The 19,057-nt window shown below is 72.1% G+C and carries 11 protein-coding genes; 6 read left to right on the top strand and 5 right to left on the bottom strand.

The features are described 5' to 3' along the window. Positions 1-61 precede the first annotated feature (61 nt). The 3 genes from ACYVLT_RS17275 to ACYVLT_RS17265 all read right to left on the bottom strand — a co-directional run bounded on the left by ACYVLT_RS17275 (position 62) and on the right by ACYVLT_RS17265 (position 3,934). Complete coding sequence (locus ACYVLT_RS17275; RefSeq protein ID WP_461121215.1) at positions 62-1,132, bottom strand: ABC transporter permease; 1,071 nt, start codon at positions 1,130-1,132, stop codon at positions 62-64. Beyond that, the gene (locus tag ACYVLT_RS17270) at positions 1,132-2,706 is read right to left on the bottom strand and encodes an ABC transporter ATP-binding protein (protein WP_461121214.1); all 1,575 of its coding nucleotides are present in this window, start codon (positions 2,704-2,706) and stop codon (positions 1,132-1,134) included. Before ACYVLT_RS17270 ends, ACYVLT_RS17275 begins: the two co-directional genes overlap by 1 nt. Before the next feature lie 97 nt (positions 2,707-2,803). Further along, positions 2,804-3,934 (bottom strand): BMP family lipoprotein, encoded by a 1,131-nt coding sequence (locus ACYVLT_RS17265; RefSeq protein WP_461122234.1) that lies wholly within the window; start codon positions 3,932-3,934, stop codon positions 2,804-2,806. Between the two features lie 371 nt (positions 3,935-4,305). On the opposite strand from ACYVLT_RS17265, the gene ACYVLT_RS17260 reads away from it, so the two are divergent. Next, positions 4,306-4,872 (top strand): YbaB/EbfC family nucleoid-associated protein, encoded by a 567-nt coding sequence (locus ACYVLT_RS17260; RefSeq protein WP_461121213.1) that lies wholly within the window; start codon positions 4,306-4,308, stop codon positions 4,870-4,872. Positions 4,873-4,890: 18 nt separating this feature from the next. Next, on the top strand, positions 4,891-6,555 hold the full coding sequence (locus ACYVLT_RS17255; RefSeq protein WP_461121212.1) for a hypothetical protein: 1,665 nt from the start codon (positions 4,891-4,893) through the stop codon (positions 6,553-6,555). On the opposite strand, the gene ACYVLT_RS17250 is transcribed toward ACYVLT_RS17255, so the two are convergent. Next, on the bottom strand, positions 6,540-7,145 hold the full coding sequence (locus tag ACYVLT_RS17250; protein WP_461121211.1) for a hypothetical protein: 606 nt from the start codon (positions 7,143-7,145) through the stop codon (positions 6,540-6,542). The genes ACYVLT_RS17255 and ACYVLT_RS17250 overlap by 16 nt on opposite strands. Before the next feature lie 345 nt (positions 7,146-7,490). After that, positions 7,491-8,750, bottom strand: a complete 1,260-nt coding sequence (locus tag ACYVLT_RS17245) for a hypothetical protein (protein WP_461121210.1) — start codon at positions 8,748-8,750, stop codon at positions 7,491-7,493. A gap of 409 nt (positions 8,751-9,159) precedes the next feature. On the opposite strand from ACYVLT_RS17245, the gene ACYVLT_RS17240 reads away from it, so the two are divergent. The 4 genes from ACYVLT_RS17240 to ACYVLT_RS17225 all read left to right on the top strand — a co-directional run bounded on the left by ACYVLT_RS17240 (position 9,160) and on the right by ACYVLT_RS17225 (position 19,045). Then, complete coding sequence (locus tag ACYVLT_RS17240; protein ID WP_461121209.1) at positions 9,160-16,650, top strand: scabin-related ADP-ribosyltransferase; 7,491 nt, start codon at positions 9,160-9,162, stop codon at positions 16,648-16,650. A gap of 54 nt (positions 16,651-16,704) precedes the next feature. Further along, entirely contained in the window at positions 16,705-17,964 is a 1,260-nt protein-coding gene (locus ACYVLT_RS17235) for a YrhB domain-containing protein (protein ID WP_461121208.1), read from the top strand. 242 nt (positions 17,965-18,206) lie between these two features. Further along, a complete protein-coding gene (gene sdhC, locus ACYVLT_RS17230; RefSeq protein ID WP_360459062.1) occupies positions 18,207-18,632 on the top strand; it encodes a succinate dehydrogenase, cytochrome b556 subunit in 426 nt (141 codons plus the stop codon). Between the two features lie 2 nt (positions 18,633-18,634). Next, a complete protein-coding gene (locus ACYVLT_RS17225; RefSeq protein ID WP_141980443.1) occupies positions 18,635-19,045 on the top strand; it encodes a succinate dehydrogenase hydrophobic membrane anchor subunit in 411 nt (136 codons plus the stop codon). The last annotated feature ends 12 nt before the right edge of the window (positions 19,046-19,057 follow it).

The following is a 19,057-nucleotide window of genomic DNA, read 5'->3' as shown; positions in this document are numbered from 1 at the left end:
CTGACGCTCGTCGGCGCAAGAGCACGGTGCGCGGTGTCCAATGATTCGCTCGCAAGCTCGCTCATGCCGCATCCACCGTTCCGAGCTGCCGACCGACCTGCCGCTGTTGCGCGGCCAGTTCGAACCGGCGGACCACCTCGTAGGCGACGACGACCGACAGCACGATCGCCCCCTGCATGATCGTCACGATCTCCCTGGGCACCTGCACGTTGTCCAGCGCCAGGCCGGACTTGTCCAGGAACGCCCACAGCAGCGCGGCGAACGCGATGCCGCCCGGGTGGTTGCGCCCGAGCAGCGCGATCGCGATGCCGGAGAAGCCGATCCCGGCCGGGAAGTTCAGGTTGTAGGTGTGGTCGCGGCCCAGGATCTCGGGCATCGACACCAGACCGGCGATCGCGCCGGACAGCAGCATCGCGACCAGCACCATCTTCTTGGCGTTCACGCCACCCGCGGCGGCGGCCGTGGACGACTCGCCGGAGGCGCGCAGCTCGAAGCCGAACCGGGTGCGGTTCATCATCACCCAGTAGCCCACACCCAGCAGCACGGCCAGGAACACCAGGCCGAACACCGTGCCGGACGAGCCGAACGGGATGCCGGGCACCCAGCCGCTCTCCGGGATCTCCGGGGTGCGGATGTTGTTGCCGCGCAGCTCGCCGAACACGTCGGCGCCGATCAGGTACGCGGCCAGGCCGAGCGCCAGGCCGTTCATCATGATCGTGGAGATGACCTCGTTGACGCCGCGGGTCACCTTGAGGATCGCCGGGATCGCCGCCCACAGCGCGCCCGCGACGGCGGCCGTCAGGATGATCACCAGCGCGTGCAGGCCGGGTGGCAGGGCGATCGAGCCGCCGACCACGGCCGCGACGACCGCCGCGACCCGGTACTGGCCCTCGACGCCGATGTTGAACAGGTTCATCTGGAACCCGATCGCCACCGCCAGCGCCGCGATGTAGTAGGTGCCGGTGCTGTTGATGATGTCCACCGCGGTGGTGCCCTCACCGACCTGCGCGAACATCACCCCGAACGCCCGCAGCGGGTTCGCGCCGGACACCACCAGCGCGACACCGCACAGCAGGGCGGAGAACAGGATCGCCAGCACGGGCGGCAGCAGTTTGCCGCGCAAGATTCCCATTACTCGCCTTCCGATTCCGACGCCTTCTCGGCGCCAGGGGCGTGCTCGGCGACGGCGGCGCTCGTGGCGCCCGCGCCGGTCATCGCACTGCCGAGGTCTTCCGGGGTGACCGTGGCCGGGTCGGCGTCCGCGACCAGCCTGCCGCGCAGCATCACCCGGATGGTGTCGGACAGGCCGATCAGCTCGTCCAGGTCCGCCGAGATCAGCAGCACGGCCAGGCCGCGGGCGCGGGCGTTGCGGATCTCGTCCCAGATCAACGCCTGCGCGCCGACGTCCACGCCGCGCGTCGGGTGCGACGCGATGAGCAGCACCGGGTCGCCGGACAGCTCACGGCCGACGACCAGCTTCTGCTGGTTGCCGCCCGACAGCGCGACCGCGGCCACGTCGATGCTCGGCGTGCGCACGTCGAAGTCCTCGACGATGCGCTCGGTGTCCTTCTTGGCGCCCGCGAGGTCCAGCCACTGGCCCTTCGAGACCGGGCCGCGGGTCTGGTAGCCCAGGATGCGGTTGGCCCACAGCGGCTGGGTGAGCAGCAGGCCCTGCCGGTGCCGGTCCTCGGGGATGTAGCCGATGCCCGCCTCGCGCCGCGCCAACGTGCCCAGTCTGGTCAGGTCGCGGTCGCCGAGCAGCACGCGGCCGTGGTGCGCCCTGCGCATGCCCATGATGGTCTCGACCAGCTCGGTCTGCCCGTTGCCCTCGACGCCCGCGATGCCGACGATCTCGCCCGCGCGCACGACCAGGTCGATGTCGTCGAGCACCGGCCGGGTGCCCTCCGCGGCGACCAGGCCCAGGTTCTCGACCCGGAGCACGACGCGGTCGGTGACGGTGGACTCGCGGGTCTCCGGGCTGGGCAGCTCGCTGCCGACCATCATCTCGGCCAGCTGGCGGGAGCTGACCGCCTTCGGGTCGGCGGTGCCGACCGTGGTGCCGCGGCGGATGACCGTGACGGCGTCGGCGATCGCGCGGACCTCGTCCAACTTGTGCGAGATGAACAGGAAGGTGAAGCCCTGCTCCTGCATGCCGCGCAGGGTGGTGAACAGCTCGTCCACCTCCTGCGGCACGAGCACGGCGGTCGGCTCGTCCAGGATGATCACCTTGGCGCCCCGGTAGAGCACCTTGAGGATCTCCACCCGCTGCCGGTCGGCCACGCCGAGGCGTTCGACCAGCACACCGGGGTCGACGGCCAGGCCGGTCGCGTCGGCCAGCTCCAGGATGCGCTTGCGCGCCCTGGCGCCGATGCCGTGCAGCGACTCCGCGCCGAGCACGACGTTCTCCTGCACGGTCAGGTTGTCGGCGAGCATGAAGTGCTGGTGCACCATGCCGATGCCGGCCTTGATCGCGTCGGCGGGCGTGCGGAACCGGACCTGCCTGCCCGCCACCTCGATGGTGCCCTCGTCGGGCTGCTGCATCCCGTACAGGATCTTCATCAGGGTGGACTTGCCCGCGCCGTTCTCGCCGCACAACGCGTGCACCTCGCCGACCTGCACGCTCAGGTGGACGTCGCTGTTGGCGACGACACCGGGGAAGCGCTTGGTGATGCCCGACAGGACGACGGCAGGGGTGGTGTCGCTCATGGAAGCTCCGTGTGATCTCCGGCTGTGCCGGGGCTAACCACGCACTAGGCCCCGCGAGGGTGCTCGCAGGGCCCAGTGCGCCGGAGGCCGGATGGGGTTACGGGGCCGACTTGACCTTGATCTTGCCGGAGATGATCTGGGCCTTGTAGCCCTCCAGGACGCCCTTGAGCTCCTCGTTGATCTTCCCACCGGAGGTGGAGTAGCCGACGCCGTCCACGGACAGGTCGAACACCTTCGGCAGGCTCGCCAGGTCGTTCTTGGCGACCGCCTTGACGAAGTCGTACACCGCGACGTCGACCCGCTTGAGCATCGACGACACGATGACGTCCTTGGACTCCTCGACCGTCTTCTGGTTGTACTGGTCGGAGTCGACGCCGATGGCGAGCGCGTTGCCCGACTTGGCGGCCGAGAACACGCCCTTGCCGGAGGCGCCCGCGGCGTGGTAGAGCACGTCGGCGCCGGCCTCGATCTGGCCGGTCGCGGCCTCCTGGCCCTTGGTCGGGTCCTGGAAACCGGTGAAGTCGCCCGCCGGGGTCAGGTACTTCGACTCGATCTTGATGTCCGGCGCGGCGGTCTTGGCGCCCTGGACGTAGCCCGCGTCGAACTTCTGGATCAGCGGGATCTCCACGCCGCCGACGAAGCCGATGTGGCACTTCTTCGACTGGTAGGCGGCGATGACGCCCGCCAGGAAGGAGCCCTGCTCCTCGGCGAAGACGAGCGGCGTCACGTTGGCCGCGCCCTCGACCGCACCGTCGACGATGGCGAACTTGACGTTCGGGAACTCCGGCGCGACGACCTTCAGCGACTCGGCGTAGGCGAAGCCGACACCGATGATCGGGTTGAAGCCCTCGCTCGCGAGCTGGCGCAGGCGGGTCTGCTTGGCGTCCTCGGGCTCGTTCGGGGCCGCGGTCAGCTCCTTGACCTCGCCGATGCCGAGGTCGGCCTTGGCCTTGTCCAGGCCCGCCGCGGCGGAGTCGTTGAACGACGCGTCGCCCCGACCGCCGATGTCGTAGGCCAAGCCCACCTTCAACGCGCTGCCGTCGACCTTCTCGCTCGACGCGGCGGCGCTGGAGGTCGCCGAGGCGGCGGCCGGCTTCTCCGCCAGCTTGCAGCCCTCGGCGGTGTTGGTCGACCCGGACCCGGTGTTGTTCCCACCGGTGTCCTTGGCACAGGCGGCCATCGTGAGAACGCTGGTCAGCGCGATCGCGGCCACCGCGAGGCCACGCATTCGACGACGCACGGCTCGTCTCCCTCCCTGCTCGGCTAGGAGCAGACACATCCCGACAGCGGGCGTCGGGGCTTCCGAGTGGCGAACCGTACCCCGTAGTAATGACGCCCACGCACGGACCGGTCCGCACGTGACCTAATCGTTGGTGCGATCAGGCGACTCCGCCACTCGTAGTGATCCGCCGATTTCCCCGCGTCGTAGCCGGTTACCCACTGTCAATGCGCGCATCGGGTGAAGTGGCCGATCGGGAAACGTGAGCCGATCTGGTTCGGGGGCCCGCAGGGGTTAACCCGTTGGTGCGGCGTTGGGGCGGCGTTGGTGGGGTCCGGTGCACTCCAACCTGCACGGATATCCCCCCTAGGAGGTTGACCTTGGACCCCCAGCAGTGGCTGGACAACTTCGAGGCGAAGCTGGCCGATCTCCAGCGCAAGTCGGCCGACCTCCAGGAGAACTTCGAGAACTCGCAGGCCACCGCGTCCAGCCCGGACGGCGCGGTGACCATCACCGTCGGCCCGAACGGCGGCCTGCTGAACATCCAGCTCGGCCACCGGGCGACCGAGCTCGGCTCGGCCCGCCTCACCGCGCTGATCATGCAGACGGCCAAAATCGCGCAGAAGCAGGCCGCGCAGCAGGTGATGGCCGCGTTCGAGCCGCTGGGCGAGGGCACCGAGGCGATGCGGATGGTCAGCGACGCCATGCCGGACGACGAGGTCGGGGACGGTGGCGCCGACTACGCCGAGTACGCCGCGCCGGAGCCCGAGCCCGTGCGACCGCCCGTGCCGCCGGCCCCGCTCACGCCTCCGCACTCGCCGCCGTTCGGTGCCCCGTCCGCGGCCCCGTTCTCGCCCCCGCCGAGCAGGCAGCCGCAGATGCCGTCGTCGCCGGCGCGCCCCCCGCGTCCGGGCGACGACGAGGACGACGAGAACCAGCCCTGGTGACGAGGAGATCCTGACCCGATGACCGCCCCCGACACCCCGATCGCCGCGCCGCCCGGCATGGAGATCACCGAGCAGAACAAGTTCAAGGGCTCCCTGTTCATCTCGGCCTGGGACGAGATGATCACCACGATCGGCAAGGACGCGGAGACCGAGACCGAGAAGGCGCTGGACATCACGTTCGCCGCGATCGGCACGGCGTCGTCCATGGCCATGCTGGCGGTCGACCCGTTCGGCACGATCCTCGGTGCGGGGATCGGCTGGTTGATCGAGCACGTGTCGTTCCTCAAGGAACCGCTCGACCAGCTGATGGGCGACCCGGACGAGATCAACGCCAACGTCGAGGCGACCAAGAAGCAGGCCGCCGAGCTGCGGGTGCTGGCCGAGGACCACCGGCGCGAGCTGGCCACGGCCGAGGGGTGGACCGGCGCGTCCTCCGACGCGTTCCGCAAGAACATGGAGTCGATGGGCCAGGAGCTGGACTCGCTGGCCAACGCGGTCGAGCAGAAGGCCAAGATCGTCGCGATCTGCGGCGTGCTGGTGTCCGTGCTGCGCGACATCGTGCGCGACCTGATCGCCCAGCTGCTCGGGTCGCTGCTGGCGGGCGCGATCGCCGCGGCCGCCGCCGCGTTCTTCACCTTCGGCGCGTCGATCGTCGCGTTCATCGGCGTCGCGGTCGGCAAGGCGGTGGCGCTGGGCGTGAACATCGCGTCCCGGATCGCCAAGGTCGTCGCGGCGCTGGGCCGCCAGATGGGCCGGATCAAGAACCTCGACGAGATCACCGAGAACGTCGGCAAGGGCTGGAACCGGTTCGAGAACATCGCCGACGTGGCCGAGGTCGGCTACGAGTCGTGGAAGGCGCAGAAGGGCGTCGACCGCGAGATCGACAAGGCGCTGGCCAAGGACGTGCAGGACGACAAGGTCACCGACGCCAACACCAAGGCCGAGGAGGCCGCCAGGAAGTACGAGCAGGCCAAGGAGGCGGAGGCCAAGGCCGCCGAGGAGGCCAAGGCGGCCAACGAGGCGCTGAACGCCTCCTCGCGGCAGGCCGCCGCCGCGAACGAGAAGGTCAGCTCGGCCATCAACGAGGCCAACGCCGCCGCCGTGCGCGGTGACCAGGCCGGGTACGACGCCGCGATGGCGAGGTACGAGTCGGCCAAGGGCGAGGCGGACGCGCTGCGCTCGGAGGCCGCGAAGGCGGCCGAGACCGCCGCGAAGGAGAGCCGGGACGTCGCCGACGCGGCCAAGGCCAGCAACGACGCGCTGATCGCGGCGAAGCCCGCCGACGACGCCGCCGAGGCCGCGTACGAGGAGTACAAGCGCAACAACCCCGGCCAGGACGACCCGGGGCGCACGGCCGCCGAGGACGACATGTCGGCGAAGAACGACGCGGCGAAGGAGGCCAACGCCAGGTACGCGCAGGCGAACGCCGACTACGCGGCCGCCAACGCGGCGGCGGCCGAGGCCAACGCCAAGGCGTTCGCGTCGGGCAGCGACGCCGACATCAAGGCCGCCGAGGAGGCCTCGCGCCGGGCCGAGCAGTCCGGCCGGACCGTCGAGCAGGCGGTGGGCGACGCGAAGTCGGCGGGCGAGGCGGCGAAGTCGAGCTACGACGACTACCAGTCGCGGTACGCGCAGTCCTCGTCCGGGTCCGGCGAGCCGTCCACCAGTCAAGTCCAGCGGTAGCGAAACCCCGGAGAAGCAGCTATGGCACGCGGTGGCGGCGTCGACGCCAACCCGAACCCGAACAGCTCGGGCAGCACGTCGTCACCGCCGCCGCCGGGCCCGCCGCCGCCCGCCGGCGGGCCGTCCGGCAACTCCGGGTTCGGCATGAACGAGTCGTCCATGCAGAACCTCCAGAGCAGGGCCGGCAGCCTGCAGGAGCGGCTGGCGACGATCTCCGGCGGTTTGCAGGGGTTGAAGCTCGCGCCGAACGCGCTCGGTCCGATCGGGCTCGTCGCGGTGCCCGCGTTGAACAACTCGAACGACGCCTCGGTCAACCAGGCGAACAAGGCCTCCACCGCGATGGGCAACGTGCAGTCGGGGTTGAAGGCGACCTTCCAGACGCACGTGCAGAACGACCAGTTCAGCAAGGACCAGTTCACCAAGATCGACCCGAACTCGAACGCCCAACGACCACCGGGCTCCCCCGGCACCGGGCCGCTCGGGAGCAAGGGGCCGGGCGGACCTGCCGTCGCACCGATCACCAACGTGCCCGGCGCGTCCGGGCCGAGCGGATCCGGCGGGCCCAAGGGGCCGGGCGGAACCGCCGTCACACCGATCACCAACGTACCCGGCGCGTCCGGGCCGAACGGACCCGGCGGACCCAAGGGACCGGGCGGACCAGCTGTCACACCGATCACCAACGTGCCCGGCGGGACCGGGCCCAACGGACCCGGCGGACCCAAGGGACCGGGCGGACCCGCCGTCGCGCCGGTCACCAACGTGCCGGGTGCCACGGGTCCCAACGGCTCCGCCGGAACCAAGACCACGGGCGGGCCTTCGGTCAGCCCGGTGCAGAATGTGCCCGGTGCCACCGGCCCCACCGTGCCGGGCGGGTCCAAGGCACCCGGCGGGCCTTCGGTCACGCCGATCACCGCGGTCCCCGGCGCCACCGGTCCTCACGGGACGGGTGGGTCGAGGTCACCGGGCGGGCCTGCGGTCGGGCCGGTCGCCGGTGTTCCCGGCGCCACCGGTCCCACCGCGCCGGGCGGGTCCAAGTCGCCGGGCGGGCCTTCGGTCGGCCCCGTCGGCGGTGTCCCCGGCTCGCCGGGTGGTGCGCCGGGTGGCGGGCCGGCGGGCAAGGGCGGTCCGACGCCGGGAGCCGGCCCGGTGACCGGTGCGGGTGCGGGTGCCACCACCCCCGGCGGGAGCACCGCGGCCCGAGGCATCGGCGGTGGGCTGTCCGGCACACCGACCGCGACACCGCCTCCGATGGCCGGCGCACCGATGGCCCCCGGCGGCGCGCCCGGCGCCGGTGGGTCCGACCGCTCCAGCAAGTTCACCGGCGGACCAGGCAAGAGCGTCTTCGACGCACCCAAACCACCGACCGGCGACGGCAACATCACCAAGGCCCCGGGCGGCTCGCCGTCCACGCCACCGCCGGCCCCGAAGCCGACGATCGGCGCTCCCTCCACGACCACGCCGCCACCGATCACCGCACCGACGACCGGCGCACCCACCACCGGCGCACCGGCCGCCGCAACGGCCCCGTCGACGAGCCCGAAGTCGCCACCGAGCGCCACACCGTCGGCGAGCGCTCCGGCGGCACCCCCGATGGCCGGCGCACCGATGGCCCCCGGCGGTACGCCCGGCGCCGGTGGGTCCGACCGCTCCAGCAAGTTCACCGGCGGACCAGGCAAGAGCGTCTTCGACGCACCCAAACCACCCACCGGCGACGGCAACATCACCAAAGCCCCGGCCAGCTCGCCCTCGACACCACCGCTGGCCCCGAAGCCGACCATCAGCATCCCGAACCCCAGCGCCCCGAACCCCAGCGGCCCCGCTCCCGTCGGCCCCATCAGCAGCAGCCCGACCACCGGCGGCCCGATCACCAGCAGCCCGACCAACAACGGGCCGGGTACCAGCACCGCTCCACCCTCGGCCGGTCCAAAGCCGGCCGCCATCCCCGCGCCCCCGGTGAACGCACCGGCCGCGCCTCCGATGGCGGCACCTCCCGCCGCAGGCGCGCCTGTCGCGAGCCCGTCGACGGATCGTCCGGGCAGGTTCACCGGCGGGTCGGACAAGGGTGTGTTCGAGTCCCCCAAGCCACCCGTCGGTGACGGCAACATCACCAAGGCCCCGGCCGCCTCCCCCTCGACGCCGCCTCCCGCGCCGAAACCGACCGTCAGCGCCCCGCAGTCGCCGAGTCCGGTCGGCACCACCTCACCCGCGCCCCCGGCACCTCAGCCGAACACCCAGCCCTCACCGGCCAACACCACGCCGACGAACGGCACCACCCCACCGACCACACGATCGGTGCCGCCGGCCAGCGGCCCGGTCCCACCACCGCCTCCACCGCCGCCCCCACTCCCCAACACAACGGCCCAGCCAGCCGGTGGCCCAGTCCCGCCACCGCCCCCACCACCTCCACCGCTCCCCAACACCACGGCGCAGCCAGCCGGCGGGCCGGTCCCGCCACCGCCGCCTCCTCCTCCCCTGCCGGGCACCGGCATCCCGCCCGCGCCCGGCTTCGGCAACACCAACGCGCCACCACCGCCGCCCCTCCCCAGCGGTGCGGTTCCCCCGCCGCCGCCACCTCCGGGCGGGGTCCGGCCCCCGGGGGCGCCGGTGCGGCGGTGGCAGATCGTCGAACCGACACCGCCGCCGGCGACCGAGCACCCCAACGTCAAGCCCTACGCCGCCGACCCGCACGTCACCCCGGAGACGATCCGGCCCACACCGGTCTGGAACACCAGTCCCGACCCGCTCTACCGGTTCGACACCCGCCCGCCGGTCACGGAGGACGGGAACATCGACCCGAACGGCCCGTTCGTCCAGGGGATGAAGCCCCGCACCGGCGGGCGGACCGACGGCGACCTGTCCACCTACCAGTCCGCCAACAAAGAAACGATGTTCGTCGGCAGCACGAAGAACGTCTGGATCGGCGGCAAGTGGGGCCGTCCGGGCATGTGGCGCTACGAGATCGCCACGCCCGCCGGCGCGGGTGTCGACGTCAACGCCACCCTCGGTGACAAGACCGCCAAGCCCGGTGAGAACGAGATCGTCTTCCCCGGCGGCGTCAAGCCGGAGTTCATCGTGTCCGCCGAGCCGGTCGTGCAACCGCACCTGTCGCTGACACCGCCGCCACCGAGCACGTTCGGCCCGAAGATCCTCAACCCGAATTACGACCCCGGCACCCGCAGCGCACCCCCGACCACCACGCCCGCCCCGTCGAGCCGCGGCATCCCGCCCGCGCAGCCACCCACCCCGCCGGCGCAGCCACCCACCCCGCCCGCGCAGCCGCCGACCCCGCCGGCGAACGTCCCACCGACCGGCCCGGTGCTGCCGGGCGTGCCACTGCCGTCGTTCTTCCAGAACAGCCAGGCGCTCGGCTCGATCGCGGTCAACGACGTGCGCGGCGCGGACCAGGTCGTGACCGCGGTGAACGGCCTCCTGCCCACCGTGAACGGCGTGGCGCCGCAGGGCCTCGACCGCATCGGCAACGCGCTGGGCGACAACTTCGAGTCCTTCCTCGGCAACGGCCGCAGCTTCCAGGTCCAGGTCGGCAAGAACTTCTACGACGCCAACGTCACGGCGGTCCTCGGCCCCGCGACCGGCCCTGGCACGGCGTCACCCGCCAAGGTCGACAGCCGGGTGGACAGCGGCGCGACCAGCACCACGACCACGGGCCTGACCACCGGCAACGACGTCTCCCTCAACGCCACCGCGAGCCAGGGCATGGGCGCGTACGGCACGGTCGGCGTGAAGACCACCCTCTCCACCCCCGTCACCGGCAACACCGCCACGACCTCCGCGCTGGACGACCGCGAGGTCCGGGGCGGCGACAGCTCGACCAAGCACGACGTGCCGGTCACGTACCGGGTCACGCTGACCGACGCGCAAGGCGCCGTCGTCGGCACCACGGACGTCCAGGCCAACGGGACCGCGGTCGCCCTCCAGATCCCGGACGACCTGCGCAACCTGGCCAACACCGACAACACCCTGGGCACGGTGCGGCCCGCGGACGCCGCCTGGGGCGCGAAGGTCGAGCACCTCGTGCCCGAGGCGGTCACGGGCATCGACGCGGACCAGGCGTTCAGGGACGTGGCCGCGAACTTGCACCCGTCGGTCACGAAGCCCGGCGCGGACGGCCGCACGGTGCTCCGGGACTTCCTCAGCGCCACGAACATCCGCGACAACCTGCACGTGATGCTGAACGGCTGGGTCACCTCGCCGAACCTGACCAGCCCGCACTCGGCGTACGGCTCGGCCGTGCAGATGAAGGCGAAGCTGGTGGACGCCGAGCTCGTCGGCACGCACGGCGGCACGCAGTTCCGGATGCACGACACGGCGACCACCAACACCGGCGTCACCGCCACCACCAGTTCCGGCGTCGAGGTGAACGCGGCCGTCGGCGGCGGGGTCGGCACGCCGGGCGTGCCCATCGGCACGGCGGGCATCACGGGTTCGGCGTCCGCCAAGACCTCCGAGAGCTCCTCGGCGGGCGTCACCTCGGTCAACCGCGCCGGCATGCAGGTCGGCGGGCAGACCGGCCTGTACAAGGTGACCGTCGAGGTCGAGGTGCGCACGCCCAACGGCGACACGGTGACCGTCCCGGCGACCGCCCACGTGCGGCTCGGGCTGCCGGAGGCGGGCGCGCACGGCCTGCCCGTGCCTGCGGGCACCCAGACCGGGATCACCAAGCCGGGCACGCAGGACACCCGGTTCGAACCGCCCTACCTGGCCGAGGGCCTCGCGGCGGGCAACATCCGCGTCGGCGAGTTCGCCACGGCGAGCCAGGTGCAGGCGCAGGTCGAGAACGCCCTCCGGGGCCTGCCCGACTTCGACGGCTTCCTGCCCGAGTGGAACCGCGGCACCGACCCGCGCGCGGACGGCAAGAACTTCGCCGACGTGGTGGAGATGCTGAACAACCAGCGCAAGCTCGACGCGGAGCTCTCGCCGACCGCCCTGAGGGCGAAGATGGACAGCCTGCTCGGTCCCGGTGTGCAGGTGCAGCTCAAGCGGCAGGGCTTCGCCACCAACGACTTCGTCAACGTCACGGTCAAGGCCAGGCTGAGCGGGGCGAAGCACCTCGGCGAGGCGGACGCCCGCCAGGTGCGCGGCCTGTCCTCCTCCGCGCCGAAGCTGGACAGCGCGACCACCACGACGAAGGGCTGGAGCGCGGGCGTCGAGGGTCGTGGCGGCGCGAACGTCAAGCCGGGCACCGCGGCGCTGGCCCCCACCGGCACCGCGGCCGTGAAGTACAGCAGCACCACCGCGAACAAGACCGCCGCCGGTCCGGTGGTGAACGACGTGGCGCTCAACGTCGGTGACACCAAGGCGCAGGTGTTCGCGCACGACGTCGAGTTCGACATCGAGATCACCACGTTCAGCCGCAGCCAGTCGTGGGTCAAGCGGGTCACGCCGGGCTCGCCGTTCCTCCAGGTGCCGAAGGAGAAGACGGTCGTCCGGACGGTCGACCTGAACAACCAGCTGGACCCGACCGCCCGCGACAACCCGAAGATCCTGCCGCAGATCGGCGGCAAGGTGCAGCTCTGGGTGCCGGACGGCTCCGCGCTCAAGACCCCGTCGGCCGACTTCAAGCCCGGCAAGCCGGTGGCCGGCGACCTGCCGCCGAACACCACGATCTCCACCCTGCTCAAGCCGGGCACGGCCCGCCCGCCCCGCCACGAGTGGCTGCACGTCGAGGCCGTGGCGAACGCGGAGGCGTTGCGGGGCAGGGCGATCGAGCTGCTGAACACCTCGGCGGGCGCGGACGGGTCGCTGACCGTGCCCGGCACGCAGGCGCGCAACCAGATCGACCGGATGTTCAGCCCGGAGAACCTCAAGGCGAACCTGCGCCGGATGGCCGAGACGGGCATGGTCGAGGACAGCCTGCGGTTCGACCGCCGCGTCACCGACCGCACGGGCGCGATCGGCGTGACCGTCAAGCTGGGCAAGCCGAAGCTGGTGTCCATCTCGGACACCACACCGGTCGAGACGTGGACGACCGGCGGCTTCAAGGCGGGCGACAGCGTCGCGCACGGCCAGTCGGTGGAGGGCTCGGCGGGCGTCGGGCTCGGCGGCAAGCCGAACGACGCGACGCCCCAGGGCGGCGCGACGGTCACCGCGGGCGCGAAGTGGACGCCGTGGTCGAAGACGGAGACGACGGCCCGCGAGGTCGGTGGCAACGTCGACCGAAAGCTGGTCCGCCCGTCCGGTGAGCGGACCGTGCTGGTGCAGATGGACGCGGACTTCTCCATCGTCGGCGAGAGCCGGTCCGGCAACGCGATCTACAAGGGCACGCCGCGCGCCAACGGCGGGACGGTCACCCTGCCGGGCGGGGTGTTCGTGCGGGTCAGCGAGCAGGTCGCCCGGGACATGGGCCTGCTGGACGACGTGCCGCCGCACAACTCGCCGGACCACGGCCGGATGCGGCCGCCCAAGCGGCTCAACCCCGGCGAACCCGGCGGGCTGGGCCTCAGCCTGGTGGACGACGTGCCGGACCTGTCCCCCGTGGTCGCGCAGCTCGCCACGGTGGTCAACCAGAACACCAAGGGCCGGCTCATCCCCGACTCGGTGCTGGACGACTCGATGCGCAACCTCCAGCGGCTGGTCGACCTGACGTCGCCGGCGAGCGTCAAGGGCCTGATCGACTCCGCGGTGGACGGCGGCGTGCCGCTGCTGCTGCACAAGCCCGGCACGGTGATCGGCAAGGACACCTACCAGGTCACGCTGAAGGCCAAGGTCGGGCAACCGAAGTTCCTGGAGGCGGTCAACGACGGCCGCGACGTCGAGCACATCCTGGCCGGCTCGAACAGGAACTCCGACGCCGTGGCCAAGGGCTCGTCCTGGGGCATCAACGCCAGGGCGGGCGGTCAGCACCTGCCGGACGTGCGCAACGGCCAGTCGCCCGCCGTCGGCGGCGCGGTCGGCGCGAGCCTCAACTTCGCGCAGAGCAAGACCACCACCGACACCACGACCGAGCTGTTCGGCCACAAGCACACCGCCACCGGCCCGGCCGTGCGCTACGAGGTGCCGGTCGAGTTCGAGCTGGTGGTGCACAAGGGCGACCAGGAGATCGGCCGGGTCAAGGCCGACGAGGCGCCGATCACCGTCCGGCTGCACGCCGACAACGTCCACGTGGACTCGCCGGACGTGCCGGACGACCGCCGCCCGTACGGGGCGGAGGCGACCAGCCGACCGCCGGCCGAGGCGTCGCAGGCCAACATCGACGCCTGGCGGCAGGGCGGCCACGACGTGCCCGGCGGCACGTCGGTCGAGGGGATGCGCGGCGTCCAGGACGTGCGGATGGCGGCCATCGCGGCGCTGGAACGCGCGGGCGCGGGCAAGGGCATCACCGGCAAGGGCACCGGCTCGCTCAACTCGCTGCTGTCCACGCTGAGCTCCGAGACGCTCCAGTCGATGCTGCCCGGCATGGCGAAGGGCCCGCTGGAGGTGCCGGGCCTGCACGAGGCGACGCTGGGCCGGGCGCAGCACGCCAACCTGAAGGTGTACGCGAAGCTGGTCGACCCCCGGCTCGACTCGCTCACCGACGGCGTCAAGCTGGAGAACCCGACCTCCACCACGCACACCACCACGTCCGAGGCGAAGCACACCCAGAGCGGGGACGTCGTCGTCGCGCCGACGGGCGGCGTGAACAAGAAGGCGGACGACCCGCAGGGCAACCCGGACCTGGTCAACTCGGCCAACTCCGCGTTCGCCGTGCCGGAGTTCAAGCACACCAGCGACGATTCGACCGCCGACTCGGGCGGCCCGATCAGCGGCACGCAGCAGAACCTGAAGCCGTCCGGGCGCACGGGCCTGGTGGGGTTCACCGTGCAGTACCGGTTCGTCGCCGACCTCGGCGGCGGCAAGGTCGGTGTCTACGACCTGACCGTGCCCGACTCCGTCGACCTGCGGATGCCGCTGGCGGACGTGGAGGCGGCGTTGGGCCGCACCGTCCCGCCGGAGCTGGCGACCGCGCAGGACGGCGTGCGGGACGCGGCGAAGACGTGGCGCACCGCCGAGGCCGCCGTGGAGGCCGCGCGCCACCAGGCGCAGGACCTGCTCGCCCAGCGCACCGCCGCGGACGCGGAGGTCACCAACCGCCAGACCGTCCTGGACACCCGGTCGCGGGAGGCGCGGACGGCGGACACCGCGTTGCGGGACGCCGAGGCGGCCCTGGCCCGGCACGACCGGGCCAACCCACCGAGCACCCAGCCGAACGCCGACCCGGACGCCGCGCCCGACCCGAACGTTGCGCCCGACCCGGTGCGGCCGGGCCTGGTGCAGGCCGTCCAGGACGCGACCGAGGGCCGCGACAACGCCCACCAGGCCAGGCAGACGGCCGAGCGCGACCACCAGCGGGCCGTGCGGGAGCGCGCCGACCTGGAGACGCGGATCACCGCCGCCCAGACCGACCTGGCGCGCAAGCAGGACGCGGCCGACGTCGGGCAGGCGAACTGGTGGCACGGCAAGACCGGGGCCGACCGGCAGCTGGCCGCGTTCAACACCCCGCCCGCCAACACCCCGCCCGCGAGCACCTCGCCGGCCGGCACCTCGTCCACCAAGACCTCGTCCGCCGGCACTCCTCCGCCCGATCCCGGAACCACCGGTTCCCGGTCCGGCTCGACCTCCGCGCCGCCGCCCGTCGTGCAGACCTTCGGCGCACCGGCGGCCACCGCCACGCGCACCTTCGGCGCACCCACCGCCGGCGGCACGCCCACCCCGAGCACCAGCACGTCGGCCCCGAGCACGTCGAGCACAGCGAGCACCACCGCCAAGCGCGACGCCGATGCCGCCGCCCTGGCCTCGCGCCACCAGTCCGAGCGGACCGCCGAGAGCAACGCCGTCGCGGCCCGTCAAGCAGCCGAGAAGCAGGCCGAGGCGCTGGCGCTCAAGGCGAAGCAGCAGGCCGAGTACAACGCCGAGAGCGCCGCCGTGGCCGCGAAGCTCGACGCCGAACGCCTCAAGGCCGAGGCGGACCTGCTCGCCAAGCAGCAGCAGGACCGCGTCACCGAGAGCAACGCGCTCGCCGCCCGGCTCCAGGCCGAGTACGACCGCGTCTCCGCCGAGCTGGCGACCAACCAGCAGGCGCACCGGCAGCAGGTCGCCGCCCAGGTCCTGGCGAACCAGCAGCTGGAGCGCAACCAGGTGGAGGCGCAGATCCAGCAGCAGCTCGCCGTCGCGCCGGGGTCGTTCGACCCGAACCAGGTCCGGCAGCAGGTCGGGCTCAACCAGGCGGCCGTCCAGCGCAACGTCGAGCAGCAGCTCGACCACGAGCAGGCCGCCGAGCGGCTGCGGGTCGAGCAGGAGCTGCGCCTGAGGCAGGACGGCGACCGCCGGACCGCCGAGCACCAGCTCGACCAGCGGCAGCTCGCCGAACGGCAGCAGGCCGAGCAGCAGCTCAAGGTCAAGCAGGACGCCGAGCGCCTCAAGGCGGAGCAGGACCTCAAGGCCAGGCAGCTGCTGGAGCAGAAGCAGGCCGAGGCGGCGCTCGACGCCCGCCAGACCGCCGAGCGCAAGGCCGAGGAGGACCGGCTCAACGCCAGGCAGGACGCCGAGCACGCGGCCGAGCTGGCCAAGTGGCTGCCGGCGGGCACGAAGCACTTCGCCGCGTTCGCCGACGACAGCGCCGCCGCCACGTGGGCGAACACGGCCTACCCCGGCCTGTCGAACGTGAACCGGACCAACTTCGAGAACAACACCCCCGGCCACGACGTCAACTGCACGAACTGCGTGATCGCCACCCACGAGACGCTGCACGGCCGCCCGGTCGCCGCCCCGCCGCTGCCCGCACCGGCGCCGGGCACGTACCTGGAGAGCACCTTCAAGTCGACGTTCCAGACCGCCGCGAACTACCACGAGGTGGTCGACTACCTGGCCGCGCAACCGGGCAGGCACGCCAGCATCGGCATCACCCGCGCCGACGGCACCGGGCACGTGTTCAACGCCTGGAACGACGGCGGCGGCATCACGTTCTTCGACTCGCAGAACCACCGCCCGGCCAGGCTGGAGCGCGACGCGGTCAAGATCCAGTTCATCCCGCTGCCGGACCTGCCGAAGCCGGTCCCGCCGCCGGTCACCGCGGCGCCGACGACCGGCTCCGTCCCGTAGCGTCCTCGGACGACCGAACCACAGCCGCAGTCCTTCGGAACCGATGAGGTGCGCGTGACGCAAGCACGAGACACTGCCGACCAGTGGCTCGACCGGGTCTACGCCGGCACGGTGAAGTCCAGCAGGCACCCGCTGCTGGAGACGCCGCGGGTCGCGGTCTTCGGCTGCCGGTTCCGCGAGAGCCGGGACCCGCTGCTGGCCGCCGCGATCGCCGTGCCGACGACCGGCGAGGCCCCGTACCCGCTGCCCAACGACCGCCCGTTCGACGACCTGGGCCTGAACGAGGACGCGGCGGGCTGGCGCGCGCCGGTCGAAGCCGACTGGACCAGGCGCGTCAACGCGCGCAACTGCGTCATCGCCCTGGACGCGGCCGTCGACCGCGCCCCGGCCTCCGCGCTGCCGTGGCGCCCCACCGACGAACGGCCGGGCTGGTGGGACCGGCTCCGCACCGGGCACTTCCCGGAGGCGGAGGTCGCGACCTGCGCGACGTGGCCCGAGGTGGTCGAGGCGGTGCGGGCGGGCGGACCGGACACCAGGGGCGTCATCTGGGTGCGGCGGGAGCTGGCGGGCGTGGAGGTGACCGGCCACCTGCTCTACGCGCACAACGACAACGGCGAGGTCGCCGTGCTGGACGCCATCCGGGGCACCCTCGCCGACCTGGAGACGGCGACCGTCGGCAGCCTCCTGCTGGCCCGCTTCCACCGGCCGCGGCCGGTCGTGTCCGAACTGGACTTCGCCGCCGCCGTCCGCGCGGCCGAGCAGCACCTGGCGGGGGCCTACGGCGACGAGGTGGTCCTGGTGGACCCGTCCCCGGAGGACGAACTGGCCAACGGCTGGCTGTTCGCCTGCACGACCCGCGCCTTCCAGTCCTCGGGGCACCACCGGGACCAGATGCTCGACGCGGCCCTGGTCGTGCCGAAGGACCCGAGCCGCACCCCCTTCGCGCTGCCCAACGCCGACCCCTGGCAGTGGCTGTCCCGCTGGGACGCGGGTGAGGCGGACCTGCCCGCACCCCCGGCACCCGGCCCCGCCGCCTGGTTCGCACCCACCCTCGCCCGCCTGGGCGACGTGACGGACACCACCACCCACACCCGGTGGAGTGACGTGCTGGCCGACTTCGCCACCCGCCCGGTCGGCACGGCCGCCGTGATCTGGATCCGGCGCCACGACCGCCGCGGTCGCGAGTCCGTGGGCCACCTGGTCAACGCGCGCCGGACGGAAGGCGGCCTCCAGCTGGCCGACGGCACCACCACGACCCCCTTCACGCCGTCTGACGAGGGCACGAGCCACCTGCACGTCGTCTACTACCGGTGACACCCCGCCCGGCGAGTCCGCAGTGGACGGTGTCTGTCACCCGTCCGAGGGACCGACGCCGCACAGCGGAGCGCCTGGCAGTGTGAGCCGAACCGATCCAGTGGCCACCCGGTGTCTCGTCGCTCACAGACGGGTCGGGCTGTTGGGTCGGGTGGCGCACGCGGGTCTAGCATCCGAGGGTCAAGGTCCGAGTACGCACGTACCGGAGACCAGTCCACCACTGACGCTGGAGGCCGTTGCGCATGGCCGGCACCACCGCACCCGAGCGGGCGGGCACCTCTAAAGGGGGCGGAACGCTCTACCGCGGCGACCTGGGGATGTGGTCCTGGGTCGCCCACCGCATCACCGGTGTGTTGACGTTCTTCTTCCTGTTCGCGCACGTCCTGGACACCGCGTTGGTGCGGGTGTCGCCGGACGCGTACGACAAGGTCATCGAGACCTACAAGAACCCGGTCGTCAACCTGTTCGAGGTCGGCCTCGTCGGCGCGGTCCTCTACCACGCGCTCAACGGCATCCGGGTGATGCTCGTCGACTTCTGGGAGAAGGGCGCGCGCTACCAGAAGCAGATGCTGTGGGCGGTGCTCGGCGTCTGGGTGCTGGTGATGGTCCCCGGCACCTACTACATGACGGTCCGCATGGTTGCGGACCTGTTCGGCGGGGGTCACTGAACATGAGCGAGCTGACCCTGGCCAAGCCGCGCGCACCGCGCCGCCCCGCCGCCCGCCGCAGCAACTTCGAGCTGTACAGCTGGCTGTTCATGCGCATCTCGGGTGTCGCGCTCGTGGTGCTGGTGCTCGGGCACCTGTTCATCATGAACATCCTCGACGGCGGCGTGCACCGCATCAACTTCGGCTTCGTCGCGGGCCGGTGGGCCTCGCCGTTCTGGCAGTTCTGGGACCTGGCGATGCTGTGGCTGGCCCAGATCCACGGCGGCAACGGCCTGCGCACCGTGATCAACGACTACGCCCGCAAGGACGCGACCCGGTTCTGGCTCAAGGTGCTGCTCTACGTCTCGATGGTGCTGATCATCGCCCTCGGCACGTACGTGATCTTCACCTTCGACCCGAACATCACCGACTGACCCGCTGCGGGG

It is taken from the genome of Saccharothrix stipae (assembly GCF_054781895.1).
This window is presented reverse-complemented; position numbering and strand designations above follow the sequence as displayed.